The sequence below is a fragment of the Moorella sp. E306M genome, assembly GCF_006538385.1.
Lineage (GTDB): Bacteria > Bacillota > DSM-521 > Neomoorellales > Neomoorellaceae > Neomoorella.
On the sequence record NZ_BJKO01000001.1, the window covers coordinates 678,403 to 696,166 of the forward strand.

At 54.6% G+C, this 17,764-nt stretch carries 12 protein-coding genes, 1 pseudogene and 1 CRISPR repeat array; of the genes and pseudogenes, 1 reads left to right on the top strand and 12 read right to left on the bottom strand.

What is annotated here, in order from left to right; all coding sequences use genetic code 11:
- Positions 1–75: 75 nt before the first annotated feature.
- Positions 76–1,322: pseudogene (locus FLZ89_RS03620) on the bottom strand (IS110 family transposase).
- A 486-nt stretch (positions 1,323–1,808) separates the two neighbouring features.
- Here FLZ89_RS03620 and FLZ89_RS03625 point away from each other — a divergent pair.
- Entirely contained in the window at positions 1,809–2,387 is a 579-nt protein-coding gene (locus FLZ89_RS03625) for a Uma2 family endonuclease (protein ID WP_141304412.1), read from the top strand.
- 111 nt (positions 2,388–2,498) lie between these two features.
- Here FLZ89_RS03625 and FLZ89_RS03630 read toward each other — a convergent pair whose 3' ends face one another.
- The 11 genes from FLZ89_RS03630 to FLZ89_RS03680 all read right to left on the bottom strand — a co-directional run bounded on the left by FLZ89_RS03630 (position 2,499) and on the right by FLZ89_RS03680 (position 17,748).
- Positions 2,499–2,852 (bottom strand): PDC sensor domain-containing protein, encoded by a 354-nt coding sequence (locus tag FLZ89_RS03630; RefSeq protein WP_141304413.1) that lies wholly within the window; start codon positions 2,850–2,852, stop codon positions 2,499–2,501.
- A 152-nt stretch (positions 2,853–3,004) separates the two neighbouring features.
- Positions 3,005–3,759: direct repeats of the CRISPR family, unit length 37 nt; unit sequence GTTTCAATCCTCACCCGGCATGGAAGCCGGGTGCAAC.
- A gap of 252 nt (positions 3,760–4,011) precedes the next feature.
- The gene (gene cas2 / locus FLZ89_RS03635) at positions 4,012–4,311 is read right to left on the bottom strand and encodes a CRISPR-associated endonuclease Cas2 (RefSeq protein WP_075515614.1); all 300 of its coding nucleotides are present in this window, start codon (positions 4,309–4,311) and stop codon (positions 4,012–4,014) included.
- On the bottom strand, positions 4,308–5,342 hold the full coding sequence (gene cas1c, locus FLZ89_RS03640) for a type I-C CRISPR-associated endonuclease Cas1c (RefSeq protein ID WP_253256399.1): 1,035 nt from the start codon (positions 5,340–5,342) through the stop codon (positions 4,308–4,310). Before cas1c ends, cas2 begins: the two co-directional genes overlap by 4 nt.
- Positions 5,333–5,941 (bottom strand): CRISPR-associated protein Cas4, encoded by a 609-nt coding sequence (cas4, locus tag FLZ89_RS03645; protein ID WP_141304414.1) that lies wholly within the window; start codon positions 5,939–5,941, stop codon positions 5,333–5,335. Before cas4 ends, cas1c begins: the two co-directional genes overlap by 10 nt.
- A 2-nt stretch (positions 5,942–5,943) precedes the next feature.
- Positions 5,944–7,056: a type I-C CRISPR-associated protein Cas7/Csd2 gene (gene cas7c / locus FLZ89_RS03650; protein ID WP_141304415.1), complete on the bottom strand. Its 1,113-nt coding sequence runs from the start codon at positions 7,054–7,056 to the stop codon at positions 5,944–5,946.
- 19 nt (positions 7,057–7,075) lie between these two features.
- Positions 7,076–8,935, bottom strand: a complete 1,860-nt coding sequence (cas8c, locus tag FLZ89_RS03655; protein ID WP_172613428.1) for a type I-C CRISPR-associated protein Cas8c/Csd1 — start codon at positions 8,933–8,935, stop codon at positions 7,076–7,078.
- The gene (gene cas5c / locus FLZ89_RS03660) at positions 8,928–9,629 is read right to left on the bottom strand and encodes a type I-C CRISPR-associated protein Cas5c (RefSeq protein WP_253256400.1); all 702 of its coding nucleotides are present in this window, start codon (positions 9,627–9,629) and stop codon (positions 8,928–8,930) included. The genes cas8c and cas5c overlap by 8 nt, the downstream gene beginning before the upstream one ends.
- Positions 9,630–9,712: 83 nt before the next feature.
- On the bottom strand, positions 9,713–11,872 hold the full coding sequence (cas3, locus tag FLZ89_RS03665; RefSeq protein WP_141304417.1) for a CRISPR-associated helicase Cas3': 2,160 nt from the start codon (positions 11,870–11,872) through the stop codon (positions 9,713–9,715).
- Positions 11,873–12,433: 561 nt separating this feature from the next.
- A complete protein-coding gene (locus tag FLZ89_RS03670) occupies positions 12,434–13,729 on the bottom strand; it encodes a Wadjet anti-phage system protein JetD domain-containing protein (RefSeq protein ID WP_253256401.1) in 1,296 nt (431 codons plus the stop codon).
- A complete protein-coding gene (locus tag FLZ89_RS03675; protein WP_141304418.1) occupies positions 13,662–17,165 on the bottom strand; it encodes an ATP-binding protein in 3,504 nt (1,167 codons plus the stop codon). The genes FLZ89_RS03670 and FLZ89_RS03675 overlap by 68 nt, the downstream gene beginning before the upstream one ends.
- Positions 17,134–17,748 (bottom strand): DUF4194 domain-containing protein, encoded by a 615-nt coding sequence (locus FLZ89_RS03680; RefSeq protein WP_141304419.1) that lies wholly within the window; start codon positions 17,746–17,748, stop codon positions 17,134–17,136. The genes FLZ89_RS03675 and FLZ89_RS03680 overlap by 32 nt, the downstream gene beginning before the upstream one ends.
- Positions 17,749–17,764 lie beyond the last annotated feature (16 nt).

The following is a 17,764-nucleotide window of genomic DNA, read 5'->3' on the forward strand; positions in this document are numbered from 1 at the left end:
GTAAAAAGGCAATAATAAACTAGCAGATGCATGAACCTACATCAGCCAGGTTAATCCTTCTTGAAGGTGTAACTGTTAACAGACCTGGGCGACTTCCCTTACCTCGAGCCCCAGCTTCCGGGCCTCAGCAATAATTTTTTTGATCCGAAATCTTTCTTGTTTTTGTTTGGCTTTCTCAAATGCAGTTTCGTCGTAGTCTGTACCGTTTTTTAATAAGTTGTAAATAATCACCAGAAGCTTTCTGGCCAGAGCGATAAGGGCTTTCTTGGCCCCGCGGCGTTGCTTGACCTTCCAGTACCAGGACGATAAATAGCTGTCGCGTACCCGGGTGATGGACCAGGCAACTTCGCAAAGAATCCGCTTTAGATAGGTGTTGCCGTGGGTGGTACGAGTGGACTTTTTTTTCCTGCACTTTCATTATTGCCGGGGCTTAAGCCCGCCCAGGAACAGATATGTTCCGCAGTTTTAAAGCGGCTCATATCGAGGCCGATTTCCGCCAGAATAGCGGCGGCAGCGGTTTTGTCAATACCCGGGATACCGTCCAGTTGCTCCAGTTGTCTTTGGTATTGATTAAGTTTTTCCTCCAGCTTTTGTTCTACCTGGCGAAGATGCTCGTAGTGCTGATCCAGCCAGCCCAGCAAAAGCTTGAGGAACTCCCTTTGGTGAACATCCATTTTACCATTGACAGCCTGCTTGATTTCCGGGAGCTTGCACTTGGCACGACCCTTTACCAAAGTCTCTACTTCCCGGGCGGTTATCTTCCCGTAACGGCAAAGGTGATCCATAATCGCCCGGCCTGATACCCCGAAGATATCGGTGAGAAAGGTGGAGAGCTTGAAACCGCAGCTTTGTAAGTGCTTTTCGATGCGGTTCTTTTGCGAGGCAATCTCTTCGATAATACTTTTGCGGTACCGGGTTAGATTACGGAGTTCCCGGATAGGTTTGGAGGGAATAAAACTTCCTTCCAACAATCCAGCGCGTAAGAGGTTGGCTATCCATTCAGCGTCCTTCATATCGGTCTTCTTACCGGGAACGTTTTTCATGTGCCGGGCGTTGGCAACAATCAAAACCATACTGCCATCAAAGGCTTCTTCCAGGACGTTATATACAGGCTGCCAATAAACCCCGGTGCTTTCCATGGCCACATGGCGGCAGTTCTCCGCTTCCAGCCAGGCTTTCAGTTCATCAAGTCCGGCAAGAAGGGTGGAAAAGGTGCGAATGGTTTTTGTCGGTTCCTCGCCAATATTGCCTTTTAATAGGCAGGCAACCACAGTATCTTTATGGACGTCCAGACCACAACAGGTTTCTAAAATGTCTTGCATGAGCTTCCTCCTGCCTCATTGGATTTCAGGGATGATTGCCCGAGAAAGAAAGAAGTTTAACACCCGTGCTGTTCCCAGGTCCTTAAGAACGAGGGGCGACAATTGGCTGTGCTCAAAGGCAATCAGGTTAGGTTAGTACTCGAGGTTATACCATCAAAATGTACTCAACCTTTGTCCCTGATAATTCCAATGTAGCAGAAAATCAGGCTGTTGTAATCACTTCTTTCTATTTTCATGATTGGTTGTGCCTTCAAGGCATGGCCGGTTAGTAGGAAATTACTACTGTATAACAGTGGTAAGGCAGTAATTCGACACCAAGGGAAAAAATTCCTGCTCCAGCGCTGGACAGAATTAAAGTTTGTTGTCCACCTAAATTCATCCGTACGCCAGGATTGAAAAACCCGGTCAGCAATGGCTATACTAAAGTTAGATTGGTGGCTACCGAAAAGGCCTGCTGGAAAGTCATAATGAGAGGAGGGCACTACAATGGGTATTTACCAGGAAGAAATGATAATCCCCGTTAAGAACAGCTATACTTACGAGGACTACGCCAGGCTGCCGGAAGGAACTCCCTTTCAACTAATCGGAGGTAAACTCATTATGACGCCTGCACCCGATACCTATCACCAGATCATACTAATGCGTCTGATTGAAAAGCTGTTGTTTTTCCTTGCAGGAAAGGATTTGGGGATACTTTTTACCGCACCTGTAGATGTATTTTTAGAGGAAAAAGAAACCTACCAGCCGGATATTATCTTTATCGCGAAGGATAGAATGCATATAATCGAAACAACAAAAATAAAAGGGGCACCCGACCTGGTAATAGAGATTCTTTCTCCCTCTACCGGCTATTATGACTTAAAGAAAAAAGCCCGTGTTTACGCGCGGTGCGGTGTAAAAGAATACTGGATTGTAGATCCCGAAGATAAAAGCATTGAGGTTTTTCAGCAAAAGGAGGGAAATTTCGTCCTTGTCCATCATGTCGAAGAAACGGGCCAGGCTAAATCCATCTTACTGAAAGGATTTGCAGTAGAAGTAAAAGAAATTTTCGCTCCACTTCAGTAGCCCATTTGCTCCAAAGTGGCTGGCTTGCTTCGTTGCTGATTCCTGTTCTATCCACTTGCGGTGCTTTAACATGGCTTCAAGCAAATGACCCCAGAAAATGATTTCTCAAGATCACGTCAGCGAAACATCGGCTGCCAGCACGCCAACGATCCTGCCGCTGCCGTCCCGTATAGGCAAAGACAGGGTGCGACAGGGTTTCCGGGTAATAGCTGACACATACACCGTTGATATATACTCTTCCCCGGCCATGGCCCTCTGCCACCAGGGACGGATCCGGGCGTTGGCCAGGGCGGCTGGCGGCTGCGAGAAAATAAAGGTACCGTCGCTGCGGTTGGAGTAAACCGCTTCCACATCCGGTCTCTTAGCCAGCCATTCCCGAAGAACCACGCAGTGACTGCCGGGGTCTAAAACCTGAATTTCCGGCCGACAGGACAATTCTCGTAAAGCGGCCATCACCGGCTCCATTCTTGCCTCGTCCTGTGTTCCTGGCCTAAATCGGAAATGGTTCCCGCAACCTTCTGGAGCTAGTGAAAGGCAGAAACAGCTTCCCAGAAAGCGTCAAATACAACCCACCTTGGCACCAATCGCAAGTATAGGGGATAATCCTCCTTAAAAATGTTTCAATCCTCACCCGGCATGGAAGCCGGGTGCAACACCTGTGTTTGGGGAGTCTAAGCAAGGGTTGCTAACCGTTTCAATCCTCACCCGGCATGGAAGCCGGGTGCAACACAGCTGGCAGGACAGGCCGGACGAGACAGCGCAGGTTTCAATCCTCACCCGGCATGGAAGCCGGGTGCAACGGGGTGAAGTCATGTTGCCAGGGCGCAACAGTCTGTTTCAATCCTCACCCGGCATGGAAGCCGGGTGCAACGCTATTATGTCTGAAGGGGGTTTACTGTCAAAGTGTTTCAATCCTCACCCGGCATGGAAGCCGGGTGCAACGAGGGTGGAGGTTCAAATCCTCCCTGCTACACCAATGGTTTCAATCCTCACCCGGCATGGAAGCCGGGTGCAACAGCTAGACGAAATTACGCCAAAACGCAAGCAGAAGCGTTTCAATCCTCACCCGGCATGGAAGCCGGGTGCAACGTACTACTATTCGCGCTGTCTTACAAGTAATGAAGTTTCAATCCTCACCCGGCATGGAAGCCGGGTGCAACCGGGCTCACTATCCCGGCTATCCTGGGTCGCTCGTTTCAATCCTCACCCGGCATGGAAGCCGGGTGCAACCGGGCTCACTATCCCGGCTATCCTGGGTCGCTCGTTTCAATCCTCACCCGGCATGGAAGCCGGGTGCAACACGGAAGGAGTGCAGGACTATTCCAGCCTGCTTGTGTTTCAATCCTCACCCGGCATGGAAGCCGGGTGCAACAGACCGCGCAAAAGTTCTTTTTCTGGACGGCTTTAGCGGCCACCCAGCGCGAACCTAGCGGCCCGGGCGTTTTTTGACCAGCCTGGGCTCCTGTAACTGCCCGGGCCGTCCATAAAAATGCCGCATCGCGAAACATCCGGATTTTGTAGCTCCACTGGGGTTTCGCGCACACCATCTTTGGCTCAATCCTTACCGTTTCAATTCTCACCCGGCAAGGAATCCGGGTACAGACGCAACGTCCCGCCAGGGCCTTCACAGAATCAGCGGCCCATCGAAGTCCACATACCGGTCCTGGCCGTAAACCCTGAGGGAACCCTCCCGGCCGCCATGCAATATGTAGATGCGGAGGCTGTCTCGTTTCTCATCAATGACTTTCCGGAGGCTGTAAATGAGTTCTTCAAGCTGGGCCGGTGTTACCCGGCATTCAAAAAGAGAATACTGGACCCGTTGGCCAAAGTTCTTGCAAATAGTGGCCACCTTCCGCAGGCGGGCCTGCCCTTCTTTGCTTTCCATATTTACATCGTAAGCAACGATGATGTCCATCCGCTTCATCGGGCAACAAACGGCGCATATTCGGCCGCATCCTGGCGAAGATGTCGCGCCAGCAGGCGCGCCTGGATGTGGGGAAGAAGCCCGACGGGTATCCGTTGACCTAACAAAGGATGGATGAGTTCTTCCTGTTTCCTTTTCTGATAGGCCTCCAAAAAGGTTCGGCGGGCCTGATCGGTAAGGTGGACGGCGCCTCCCGGCCGTTCCAGGAAATCCTTTTCCGTTATCTGGCGGCGATTCAACAGCGTTAGCACAAGCCGGTCTGCCAGGAAGGCACGAAACTCTTCCATTAAATCCAGGGCCAAAGCAGGCCGACCGGGGCGCAAGGCATGGAGGTAGCCGATCTGGGGATCAAGCCCGACCCCTTCACAAGCCGATATACAATCATTGACGAGCAGTGAATAAGCAAAGGATAGTAAAGCGTTCACCGGGTCTCGGGGCGGCCGCTTTGTTCTTACATCAAAGCGTAGGGCGGGATCGTCTACCAAGATGAGCGAACTTAATACCGAAAAGTATACAGCGGCGGCCCGACCCTCGATACCACGTATTACATCAAGATCCTTGGGCCTGTTCACCTCTTTCAAGGCCGCTTCCAGTTCTCGAGCGGCCGGTTCAAGCTGACAAACCAATTTCGGGTTATCACGCATACCCCTTAGCAACACGTGGCGGGCATTTCTAATTTTACCGGCTACAAAGCGGCCTGCCAGGGCCGAACGGTGGCACGCATCTCTATAGGCCTCGTACTGGGCCCGCCGCAAAAGGACGTTGCCTGTTACCGGTCCTGCAAGGCGGGCCCGGAACTGGCCATTCTGGTCAAACCAGACGATATTCCGACCGTCCTCAGCAAAGCGATGGATCAAAAAGGGGCTTAAGAGCACGTTGCCAAAGACAGCCAGTCCGCCCAGGTGGTGCAGGGGTACCTGAAGCCGCTCAACCCGCTCGACTTCCACCTTTAGCGTGTCGTGATCCAGGTGTATATAAGCGCCCTGGGCTTGGATATACAGTGTATTAAGGAGTTGATGCATCACTTCCATTCACGCTCCAGCCAGGCAGGGAGATCCCGCAGGGCAAAGGGCATACAAGCGTCCACTAGGGAACAATCTCGGCAGCGTTCATCTGCCGTCGGCGGGGGCATTAAACCGTCCTGGAGCAGCTGGCGCACGTCCTGGATCACCCTTTCAACCTGCGAGCGAAGTTGGGACGTAAAGCGAATCTCCCGCCTCCGTCGTGACCCGTGATGGTACAGGGCTCCCCGGAGCACTGGTCGTCCCAGCATTTCCTCAAGGCACAAAGCCTGGGCGCAGAGCTGCACCTCGTCGGCCCTTCTGGCCTTCCGGGGACCGGCCTTGTATTCCACTGGATAGGGAGTGCCGTCCGGCAGAAACTCAATCACGTCCGCTCTGCCAATTAACCCCAGACGTTCCGACCAGAGGGGGACGGCCAGCTCTACTCGAACTCCTTCAGCATTATAGTCATGAGGCAGATCTACATTCTCGTGAACCCGCCGTCCCCGTAAAGTAAAGAGGTTTTCGTCCCAAACTTGTTCCAGGTGGATCAACGCGCACTGCCGGGGGCAATATACATAGTGCTGCAGTGCGCTGATAGGGACGGAATCGGAGGCATCCCAGGGCATATTTACACCAGCCGGACCAGGGTGACGCCGGCAAAACCCATCCCGTCAAGCGACCCCTCAGGAGGAGTAGCGACCATATAGTCTGCAAAGGAACGGGGGGTTTCCACACTTTCCTGCCTCCGCACTTTTACCAGCTCAAACAGCTTGTGTGCCGGGGCGTTGCCTTTCTTATCTTCGTGGCGAAAAACAAAGAGACCACGCACCGCCATTTCACCCCTGGAAGCTGAGCGGTCAAACTCAAAAAGATACTGGAGGGCCTCCCAGAAAAGTTTAAGGTCTTCTTTCGATACGCCGGTCCTTTCGGCCAAGAAGGGGTTATAAAATCCGTGAGCCCGGTAGAGGCCGTATGGAATAAGGGGCTTACGAGCCATCTCTGTTTCCTTGCGCCGCCGGTCCGCTTCCTTGGTTACTGCCTTACGGGTAATAGCCAGGTCCAGGGGCAGGACCGGGTCTACAGAACGGGAAAAGGTGAGCTGGACTGGCCCACGAACCTGTCCGGCATTAGTTCCGCCGGTAAGTACGGCTCCAAACATGCGAATGTCGAAGTATAGGCGGGCCATCTCCTGTTTAACTTCCTCTCTTTTTTCCCTTCCCACTTTAGGGAGGTTTTTGATCCGGCTCGCCAAGGGCTCGGCTATTTTCTTAAGTTTAGCCTCAAAGTCCTTGTTAATTTCTGTTTCGCCCTTAAGAGCCTCCAGGATGTCCTTTATTTTGGTTCCTTCGCCTATGTAACGGAGAAGGCGGGTTTCCGGATCGAAGTCGAACTCGTCCCTTTCTTTCTCTAGAAAGTCGAGAAGTTCCTCGTCCTCCTCTACTACCGCACTGGGAGGTTCTATGCCCTTGTAAAGTACATCCAGGTATAGCCGGTTGAGCGCCACCTTACTTTGGATGAAAATTCCATACTCTGGCTCTTGAGGCCGAGTGAGGGCAACGTAATCCCTTATCTTGCGCTTTAAGGCCACATCGGTAATCAGGCCGTGCATAGTCTCGGGGTCTACCCGAGGTAAGTTACCTGCATCAGGGTCACCGTTAGGATTCCCGTCCCGGACATCAAAAAGAAAGACAAAATCATAGCGTTTTTGGGGATCACAAATAAATTTATACTTGCTGTTCATCAGTTTTTCCCCCTTAGTTTTAGTTGGATTCTTTGATTTTGCTTTTACCTCTTGTTGCACGGAAGTAAGCCCGCTGGTGATAAAAGCCGAGAGCAAACTCCGCCTGCTGGGGCAGTTTGAGAATCCTTGGAAAACCTTCGGCATCATCCAACAGTGAAAGGACCTCTTCTACCATGAGATTTACTTCCATACCTACCTTCGGATTTGGGAGATGAGCTGTGGTACTCAAACGCAGCAGATTTCCAAATACCGAAGCTGGCGCGGTAGAGGCGGCCCCGTAAAAACGATTCACAATGGTGTTGTTTAGCTTAAAACTAGCCGCCCGAAGTTGTGCTTCTTCCAAAATAGCTAGCAAACGACCGCAAAGGTAAGGTTTTGAGCAACGCTGAAAATCCAGCTTTTCCATGTTCACAGCCTCCTCTTTTCCATAAGAAATCACCAACTTTAACAGAGCCGTCAGGGCTTGAATATACTCAAGCCGCTGCCGTTCCTCATCCGGCCTATCTCTCTTCCCTTTGCTCCAAAAAACCCGCAGTTGCGATACTGCCTTGACCAGAAGTTCAGCTGAAGGCCTGTATCCCAAGTAGGCCGCTCGAAGAAGGCTTCGAATAAAATTTGGTTCAGATGAATCTAAGGCTTCTGCCAGCACGGCTATAGATACTGGTCGACATCTATCTCCACTTATAGAAACCAGGGTAAGTGCCTGCAGGAAATTTCTCAGATTTTCTTTTAAAACCTCTAGGGAAACGCTAAACCACTCCCGTAGGGCAACCCTTCCTACATTAGGCGAAAGAACCCCCAGGTAAAAAGCATAGTCATCCAGCCTCAGACCACTTGCTCTGGGCTTCCAGGGCAGATCCAGTAAGCGGTTCATTTGGACCAGATCAGCGGGAGGAGCCTGAGGCTTATTCTGTATTCGTTCTTCAACCATCAGAGACCCCAGGTTGGCCAAAAGATCCTCCATGTCAATGGAACTATCCCCCACCTGCAGGGGAGCAGGGGCTTTAAGCCAGTAAATGGCCATCTGATTAGCCAAGCTATCAGCTTTGTTTTTATCTCTCACCAGATTTTTCCTATGCCTAGGATTGTTTGATAAATAATTAAAAGCTCGGGTAGCTATATCACCACATGCCAGACAGAGACCTAAATGAGCCTGTTTCGAAATGTTCTGCCCGGCAAGATAAGAAACAAATGCATCTTCGTTAAGGCAGTGAAGGGGTGCAGTTCCTTTAAGTAGCTTCACCTGAAGAGGAAGCTTGCCGATTAGTGTTCCAACAGACCCACACACTGCACATTCACCCACGACGGTTACCGATTTTCCTTTTTTATCGTTTGCCAGACACCGCTCCTCGAGTTCGGTTATCCAGAAGTTCCTGACCTCAGAATGCTCAAACAGGTGCTGACCGGCTAAAGGACCATCTTCCAGCATAAAGGAAACCCAATCTTTAGATTGAACCTCACCGAAACGTGGGTCGTTTTGCACCAAACCCTTATCCAGAACTTCTACAACATAGCTAACTGCCTCTCGAAGTGCGAAATCACTTACCAGAGGCGAAAGCAAAAACTTTTTAATTAACTCCCGAAACACCTGATGTTTTTTGGCTGCCCGCTTATCTACCCCTCCTTTTTGTTTAGATACACCCAAGGCATAGCCAGCCTCGTGAACAAACGGTAAAGCCCTTTCTCCCGAAGTCCTGGTCGGGTCATATGGACGGGGTTTATTAGTCAATTCAACCTCTTCCAGCCACACTTTAATTGGAGACCCTGGCCAAATGTGCACCACCCACCGGATGGGCTCCGTGTAATAATAAAATCCTGCTGGGGGAAGCTTATCCTGGGCTTCCAGATCGCGCCCCAGATCCACCAGTTCCTTAAACATAATCCTCGCCCTCCAGCAGGTAAAGCTCCCTGTACCTTTCCGCTGGGACCTTGAGCCAGCCGACCTCAAGACGAGCCGCAAAAAAGAGCGCATGGTGATAACCGAAGGCGCGCCGCGCGCCGCCCGGCCCGTGGCGGACAAACTCCATCTCCGGCCGGGTTGGATCTTCCACATAGGCGATATCCAAAAGCATATTCCCCAGGTCCATGTCCAGCGGCTGCGGCCGGTCACCTTCTCCGGCCGGGGCAAAAAAGGCCGTGAATTCGCGGGTTCCCAGATAGGGTCGGTGATAGCACTGGCCCCTCTCCACGCGGCGGTTAAACTGATCGCGATACTTGTAGACCGGATCGGTAGCCCAGGACCGCAGAACAATTTCTGCCCGAATCAAGTAGGCCACGTTCTTAAGCACCAGGCTGCAACGCTGCTGGCGGGTATCCTCTATAAAAAATGGATTGCTCCCCTGGCGCTGTTCTATTTCGTTACGCAGAATTACCATTTCGCTTCCCTTCTTGAGAACGCCAATGGCTCTAATCTCATAACGGAACTCCGGTTTCCAGAAAATAGCCTCCAGGACACCCCGTGCCGCCGATGGGGTTATGACCGGGTAGCTTACCCTTTCCACCTTGAATTCCGGGCGGGTAAAGCATGCATAATTTCCCCACACTTTAACCGTAACCATTCCTTTCCGCTCCACCTGAACACCTCCATGTTTGTTTCGATCCTCACCCGGCACAGAGGCCGGATGCAACCCTGCTTTACGGTGCGGCATGGGAGGGATCAAACAATCAGATCGCCGGGGTCATAAACGGGCCCTACCAACCCCAGGCGCTCATCGTACCCCCCGGTCCAGCGGTAGAGCCCTTCCGCCAGAGGCTCCAGCAGGCCCTCTTTTTTGAACTTTGCCGTCTCGAATCGAAAAAGGCTGACCAGGTAGGGCTGGAGACGCTGCCAGGTCACATGGCCTGGATCCTTCATCCATTCCTCAAGCCGCTGCCAGGCTTCACCATAAGGGACAACTACCGAAACCGTCTCCTCCTCAATCAAGCGGTAAAGGCGGGCTACTTCCGGATAGTTCAATTCCCGCCGGTATTCTTGGATTTTTTTCCTGTCCAGGTCCACATCTGCAAAGAGCCTCCGGAAATATTGCCGGTAGAGTTCCGGGTCATGTAGGCTTTCGGCCAGGCGTCCTCTTAAAAGAATCCGAGCCTTTTCCAGTCCCGCCTTATAAGGTCCCCGGGGAATCCTGCCCTCAGCCGGCTCAAATACCACCACCCGTCCCTCAGCCAGCCGCCCCTCCCGGTTGCACCTTCCTGCTGCCTGGACCACCCGATCCAGGGGCCCTACCGCCCTATAAACCACCGGGAAATCCAGGTCTACCCCTGCCTCCACTACCTGGGTACTGACCAGGCGCACCGGCCTTTTTCCCAGCCGTTGCGATACTTCGTCCAGCACCCTGCGTCGATGGGCCCCACAAAGGAGGGTGGAGAGGTGAAACACATCCGGCAAGTCATCCAGGGCCTTAAGCAGTTCCAGCACGTCCCGCCGGGAATTGAGCACCACCAACACTTGCTGCAATTCCCGGATCTCGTCCGCCAGGCGCTCCCAAGAGAGCGGTTCCTCCCTCAGCTCGTAAGCCACCCTTTTCAGGAGCTGGAAATGCTTGCGGTACTGGGGTACGATCTCACGCACCTCCAGGCCGTAAAACTCCTGAAGATAGGGCGTATCGTCAAAAGTGGGCTGGGTAGCAGTGGAAAGGACGAGGGTTACCCCATACTCCTCTACCAGTGCCCTCAAAACATCCAGGGTGGGTTTAAGGATTTCGGGAGGCAGGGCCTGCACCTCATCCAGTAGGATGACGCTTTGGGCCAGATTATGCAGCTTGCGGGCCCTTGAAGGACGATTGGAAAAAAGGCTTTCCAAAAGCTGAACCGTAGTGGTTACTATAATCGGGGCGTCCCAGTTTTCAGCCGCCAGGCGCATCCGCAAAGCTGAAGGGTCCTGCCCCTCATCTTCGGACACGGGCACCTGGCTATGGTGCTCCAAAACGGCTTTATTTCCCAAGATTTTCCGGTAAGCATCCGCCGTCTGCTCTATAATGCTGGTATAAGGAATAGCCACAATTACCCGCCGCTTGCCGTACCGCACGGCGTGCTTCAGAGCAAAGGCTAAACCGCTCCTCGTTTTTCCGCCACCGGTGGGCACGGTAAGGCGCCAGATGCCGGGCGGGCCTTCAGCGGCCTGGAGGCAAGCCTCATAAACCTCACGGCGGATCCTGTTTGTGGTAGTATCATCACGGCTCGCAAGAAACGATTCCTGCTTTTTCATAAATCGGATCCAGAGATCGGGGATTTCCGGCCAGTCTCTTCTCGCCTGTGTCAACTCCGCAGCAAAATGCGCCTCCGTGTCCAAGTAATCTGCGTCTACCAGGGCAGAAAAGAGCATACGGATGAAAAGTTCGCGGCGGGTGCTGTTTCGAAAAGGAAGAGCACGAAAAGGCGGCAGCTTGGGTAGCGAAGCCAGGGCCTCTTTCATAATAGGGAGAGAGCCGGGCTCCTTTTGTAAGAATTCCTCCAAATCCTGAGCCAGGCGACCGGCAGCGGCAAGCCCGGAATGGTGGCCACAAACGGGTAGGGCAATATCCTTCCAGCTTTCCGGGTCTTTTGCTAGTTTAAATAAAAAGCAATAAATTAACGCGCCTCCCCACATGGCATGAGGCACGCGGGGATATTTCTCCTTTCGATACTGCGCCTGCAAGTATTCCTGGAAAGAGGGATTGAACTTTCCCAGGTCATGGATTAGTCCGACCCAAGCAGCGTAGGCTTCACCGCCGAAGGGTTGGGCGAAGGCCTCCGCCCACCAAGCTACTTTTTCCAGGTGGGAGGCCAGGTCGTGCCACTCCTCCTGCGCATTTGGTGTATGGGCATAATAACGCCCCATATGTTTGCCTCAACCTTTCAGCCATGATAAAAGACGTGCATAGTATTCTATGAACAATATTCGACATAGGATAGTATAATTCCTCCTTTTTAGGTTATGTTTTCCATGAAAGACTAAAAAATTTACAGACCTCTATCTTGTGGGCCCGCAATACTCCGAGAGCCAAAAGGGGTAGCCACCCCTGCCAGCTCCTCCAGGAGCCTTTCCAGTTACCAGGACCATTTATTACCAGGACCGTTTAGCCCCCAGCCCTAAGAAAGGACCATAATAACCCACCCTTATTTAGCCTTGAGGTTCCAACCTTTTTCCGTCACTTCCGTCTCTGATGGCGACAATGCCAGCTTCTAAAGTAGCTTGCAGCTCTTTTTCTATCACCGCTGCCATAGCCCTACCATATGACCAGCGCGCCAGCGAAAACTTAAAGTCATACCCATCCCGAGCCAGATGGACGTGGGCGTCAATAAGCCTCGGTAAAAAATTTACAGTAAAAGCTAAATATTTTTTCGCCCCTCTCAGTAGTCATGTTTTGGGACGAGAATATAAACCATTTCTCTAAAGTGACTAGCCTGCTTCGTTGCTTAGGTCAGGTAGAAAGAAATGCAGGGACTCCTGTTCTATCCACTTGCGGTGCCTTAACATGGCTTCAAGCAAAGGACGCCAGGAAGCATAGGCGGGATCTGCAGCCAGCCTGGAAAGTTTGGCTGCATATTCGTCGCCAAAAGATATGCCCGCCTCCAGGCTCCTCTCATAAGTGATGACATCCATAAGGTAGGGTTGTAAAGAGGGAAAAAATTTGCGCTTTATATATTCAAAGATACGGATGCCGCCGTAGTCCATATCGCCCCAGTGGTAGATCGGTGGCTTGGTGGAGTCAATAGTATCAAGGTATTCCTTAAGCCTATTTAAAAATCGCTGCACCCCGCGGCAGGGAAAACCGCCGCTATAGATAACCAGGCCGGCCGGCGTAAAATTATAAACTTCCTGAACCACCTGGTAGTAGGTGGTCAGATTCTCTACTATTAAAATCCACCGCGCCGGAACGCCCGTGATTTTCATTGACCGTACAGTTTGAGGCGATAATCCCAACCCTCCGGGCAGCTCGTCCATCCGGAAGTGCGTTTCTCCCGCCCGGAAAGTAAAGGCCCCTGCCACCAGCACCATTTTGGGATTATCGGTCAAGCCGACGCTGTCCAGGTATTCGGCGTCGGTTTCATATTCCTCTGGGCCGTGGGACTTGAGCAGGGCCAGCAGCCGCTTTTTCACCCTCTGCTCGAAGGCCTTGGAATCCCCCAGAACCCGCTGGCTGAAGATGCGCTCAGGTATACTGTCCTCCAATCCCGGCAGGGCCAGGAGCACCTTTACCAGTTCCCCATAACCTTCCGGGTCCTCCAGGTCCAGGCCGGCCGCCCGGCGCCGGGCCAGGGCCGCGTCCACTTCCGCCCACCATCGCCGCACCCACTCCCAGGGGTGGGTAGCCAGGGGTGCCAGGATCTGGCGCAGCCTGCTGATCCGCTCCGCCCTGGGCACCAGGCCCGCCAGCTCATAGGCCCGGGGGATGGCGTCAAAGTTTAAATATACTTTTTCTACCTGCCGGCCTTCCTGGAAGCGGGGCCAGGTGACCTCCACCACCCCGGCAGCTGCCAGTTCGGCCAGGGCGGCGTGGATGGCCTCCCTTTTGCGGTGGTCCATCTCATCAAAATAATCGCCGGCCAGGGGGCTCTTCTTCATGGCGAACTGGGGTCGCTGCTTGCCCGGAGTGCCGGTTTGAAAGGAGCGGCTCCCTTCGTATTTACTGATCAGCAAAGAGAGAATCTTGTACCGGTACTGCGCTTGCAGGTCTCTGCCCGTCCCGGCCAATCCTTACACCCCCTTGCCGCGGCAGGCCGCTTTCTTCACCGTCGGTGCCGCCGGCACGGCGCCACTGACCGTCATCTCCCCCGGGCCCTTCTGCCCGTCCCCCGGCCGTATCGCTGTGGCCATCCGGCTGCCCGTCACCGGTTGGCACCTCATCTCCGGCCAGCACTTCCTGGCGGCTGATCATGTCCACAAAACAGTGGAAGCCGTTGCGGTGCACCAGCAGGGTGGTATCGACTTCCGGCGCCATGTGCTGCATTTTTTCATCGGGTACGGCGGCAATGAGCTGCAGGTTCATGCGCTTGATGAGCCGGAGGCTGGTCTGGATGCGCTCCTCGTCCATTTTGTTGAAGGCCTCGTCAAACACCACCAGGCGGATGGTCTTGCCCGTAGCATAGAGGTGGTTGAAGGACGCCAGGATGGCGACGTAAAAGGGTGTCTGGGTTTCGCCGCCCGATTTTTCCCGCAGCACCTGGGAGAAGGAATAGCGGTGTTCACCGCTGGTGACCACGATATCGAAATCCAGGTAGTTGCGGTAGTCGGTGAACTCCTCCAATTCCCCGGCCTCGCCGCGGATGAGCTTCTCAAAGAGCTCGTGGAGGACTGCCGCCCGGTCGTCCTCGGGCAGCTCAAAAAGGGAACCCTGCTCCATCACCCCGGGGTCCATGATCACGTCGTAAAAACGCCTGTACCTCTCGCTGGGTTTAATCTCAAAGTGGTAGCGGTCCTCGTGGAAGGGAAAGTTTTTCAGGGCGTAGTTGAGCTCGTTGAAATCCCGCCGCGCTGCTTCAATGGCCTCGCGGAGCTTAAAGATAAAATGGGATTTAAATTCTTCTTCCGACTGCTTCAGAGCCTCGGCCAGCTTTTCCCGGTAACGGGGGATATCCACCGTGGCGATTTCCGCCAGCAGGGGCCGGTAGGCTTCATTATCCGGGGCGCCGGGATCGGCGTTGTAGGTGTAGCGCAGGTTGTACTCGTGGCGTAAGTCGCGCAGGCGCTGGAACTCCTGCTCCCGCCTGGTAATATTGCCCTTCTGGCTGTTCTCCCAGTTGACAAGCTTGCCGGCCGCGGGCAGGTCCTGACCCTCCACCTCCCGCCAGCGTTCCTCGGCCCGGGGCAGGAGTTCCACCGGATACTGCTCCCGCCAGGACTGCCAGAAGGCCAGGGCCTCCTGCACCCTCGTCTCCTGCAGGTGCAGCTCCGTTTGCTTTTGGTTCAACTCGTTCTCGCGGCTTTTTTTTAATCCGCTGATTTCGGTAATCTCGTTCAACAGCTCTTTTTCGCGGCGCTCCCAGTAGTAATATTCTTCTTTTAACCGCTCCACTTCCCCCAGGTCCAGCCGTTCCAGCTCCGCAGCCAGGGCGGCCCGTTCCTCCTGTAAGCGCCGGATGCGGGCCGGGAGGTCCAGCTGTTCGCTGATGCCGGTGTAAAGGGACTTCTTGTCGGCCAGGCGCTCCAGCCAGGCCGCCAGCTTTTCCCTCCTGCCCTGCAGCATCTCTATCTGTTCTTTCGTCTCCGCCAGCTCCCGGCGCTTGATCTCTAACTGGCGCGCTATGGCCCGGGCGCCGATATAGGGAACGGCGTAGCGGTGTTTTTCCAGCTGCCTGGCTACCAGGTTGTGATAGGACATGCAGGTCCTGGTGATGGCAGTGCGGTAACGGCGCAGGTCCTGCTCGTCCCGGGCCTTCATGACCCGCCCCAGGAGATGGTCGATGTGGGCCTGGATGACCGGGTTGGCCGTTACCATCTCCTCCGCCAGGGAACCCTCCTGCGCCGTGCCCAGGTACTTCTGCTCCTTCTCCGTATCCACCAGGCCGACTCCTTCTACCTGGTGCTTCCCTTTCTCTCTCTCGTAAATGGCCAGGGCTTCGGCAAAGACCCGGGGTTCCACCAACAGGTCGAAGCGCTGGGTGTACAAATACCCCTCCACGGCGTCCCGCCAGGTTTCATCCTTCAGGTCCATTTCCTCGCAGAAGATCCAGACCGGCGAGCGCCTGTTCAAGCGCTCTTCCAGGAGCCTTTTCAAGTTGAGGACGTGCGGGGGGTAGGGCCGCTTCTTGTTCTCCAGGTCGCGGATCTGCCCCTCCAGTTCCGCTTTTTGTTGCTGGAGCAGGGCCAGCCGGTCTTCCAGGCGGCCGGCGGCCCGGGCGCAGCGGCTGTGCAGGCCGGCCAGGAAAAGACCGGTATCCCGCACCGCGGCCACGGTATCCTCCTCCGGTAACCAATCAGCGTCCCCGGCCGGAACCAATCCGGACAGCAGCTCCAGGGCCCGTCCCAGGCGCTCCTGCTCCCCCGGCTGCCACTGCCAGTATTCATCCGCTTCCATCTCCTGCAGGCCGGCCAGCAGGGCCTTCTCCCGGTCGAGGGTCTGGCGCAGGATCGCCAGCAGCCGCTCCTGCTCCTGCAAATCCTTATCCACGCGGGCCAGGCCTTCCTTTAACTCTTGCTCCCGCTGCCTGGCCTGGTGGCCCTGCCACTTCTGATAGGCCTCCCTGGCCTTCTGCCCGGCTTCAAGGTGCTTGGCCCGCGCCAGGTCCAGCTCCCGACCCAGCCGCTCCACCTCGGTTGCCAGGAAGCGTGTCTCTTCCTCCAGGTGTTCCCGCAGTTCTACCTCCCGGGCGTGCTTCAGGCCCCGGATGACATACTCCTGGACGGCCACCGTATCCCGCAGCCGGGCAAAGGTGTCGAACTGGCGGCAGATGGCTTCCAGCTGCTCCCGGCGCTCTTCTAGGGCTTCCAGCTCCGCCCGGTAGCGCTCGTGTATTTCAAAGTTCTGCCTAAGGAGGTCCAGCTGCAGCTCCTTCTCATCCAGGATATACTGGTAGACGAAATCCCGCACGTTCTGGATGGGCTTAAAGGAAAGGGCCTTGACGAAAACCGGGAAGAAGCGCTCGCTTAACTGGCCCAGGCGGTTTAAAAGGGCCTTCTGGTAGCCGGTTTTGCTCCGCTCGAAGATATGGCGTCCCGGCAGGTTTTGGCAATAGCGATGAAACTCCTCCCGGTTTTTCCAGCGCTCCGCCCGGCTCCAGAAATCCAGGGCGGCCAGCTTCACCCCGGCCAGGATAAAGTATTCCTCGTCGATGGCATCGTCGCCGTAGACGTCCATCACCACGCCGACGACAAAGTTTTCCCTCTTCTGCTGGTCGTAAAACTCGGCGGCGATGTAGCTGGTAAAATCCCCTTCCCGCAGGTACTTCTTGGCTTCCCCGCCGGTTTTGCCCCGCAGGTAGCTGATGAGGGAGCGCCTGGCCTCGTCGTGAGCCGCTGAATTGAAGCGGATCTGCCGCTGGTTGGCCACCAGGAGAACCTGCAGGGCGTCGATGATGGTCGACTTGCCGGCGCTGTTGCGGCCGGCGATGAGGGTCTGGCGGCCGAACTCCAGGGTCTCGTCATAAAAGTAGTGCCAGTTAATCAGCCGCAGGCGGCGCAGCCACTTCATCCAGCAATCCCTCCTCCTTCCCCGGTTCATAACCGGCGATCTTCTGATACAGCTTTTCTACCGTATCCGCCTGGACGGCGTAAAGGAGGGTGTGGAACAGACGGAAGGCGCAGTCGTCGGACCTGATGTCGTCATCCAGGGGTTCCAGGAGTTTGTACTGGGTGCCCAGGCGCACCAGTTCCTGCAGCCTGGTCTTGTTAAACAGGGGCAGGCGGAAGGCTTCATACTTGGCCCGGATCTCGTGGAGGGTGGTCACCGGGAACTCGCTCAAAGAAAGGCCCTGGCGCTTTTCCTGATAGATGAGGCGTAGGACCAGGAGCCAGATACTCTCTTCCCGGGTCAGGTTGCGCCGGCAGCCGGCTTCCGGGGACAGGACAAAGAGGCACTCGTGGCGGTCGTCAAAGACGATCTCCCAGCCGAGGAAGCGGAAAAAATCCTCCAGAACCTGGCGGTGGCGCCGCGCCACCAGGTAATGCTCCCGCTCCTGTTCCTTGTTTAAAAAATTAACGGCCAGCAGGCGGTTGATGACCTCCCGCAGCCGCCCTGTTTCCTGTTCACTGAGGTTTTCCCCGAGATTCAGCACCGGCTTCCCTCCTTCT

Excerpts from the sequence above, each read along its gene's own strand:
- FLZ89_RS03630 (WP_141304413.1), bottom strand. The coding sequence starts at position 2,852 with ATGGAGCCGGTGATGGCCGCTTTACGAGAATTGTCCTGTCGGCCGGAA.
- cas3 (WP_141304417.1), bottom strand. The coding sequence starts at position 11,872 with ATGGGGCGTTATTATGCCCATACACCAAATGCGCAGGAGGAGTGGCAC.
- FLZ89_RS03675 (WP_141304418.1), bottom strand. The coding sequence starts at position 17,165 with ATGAAGTGGCTGCGCCGCCTGCGGCTGATTAACTGGCACTACTTTTAT.
- cas4 (WP_141304414.1), bottom strand. The coding sequence starts at position 5,941 with ATGCCCTGGGATGCCTCCGATTCCGTCCCTATCAGCGCACTGCAGCAC.
- cas8c (WP_172613428.1), bottom strand. The coding sequence starts at position 8,935 with ATGTTTAAGGAACTGGTGGATCTGGGGCGCGATCTGGAAGCCCAGGAT.
- cas1c (WP_253256399.1), bottom strand. The coding sequence starts at position 5,342 with ATGGAAGTGATGCATCAACTCCTTAATACACTGTATATCCAAGCCCAG.
- FLZ89_RS03625 (WP_141304412.1), top strand. The coding sequence starts at position 1,809 with ATGGGTATTTACCAGGAAGAAATGATAATCCCCGTTAAGAACAGCTAT.
- cas2 (WP_075515614.1), bottom strand. The coding sequence starts at position 4,311 with ATGAAGCGGATGGACATCATCGTTGCTTACGATGTAAATATGGAAAGC.
- cas7c (WP_141304415.1), bottom strand. The coding sequence starts at position 7,056 with ATGAACAGCAAGTATAAATTTATTTGTGATCCCCAAAAACGCTATGAT.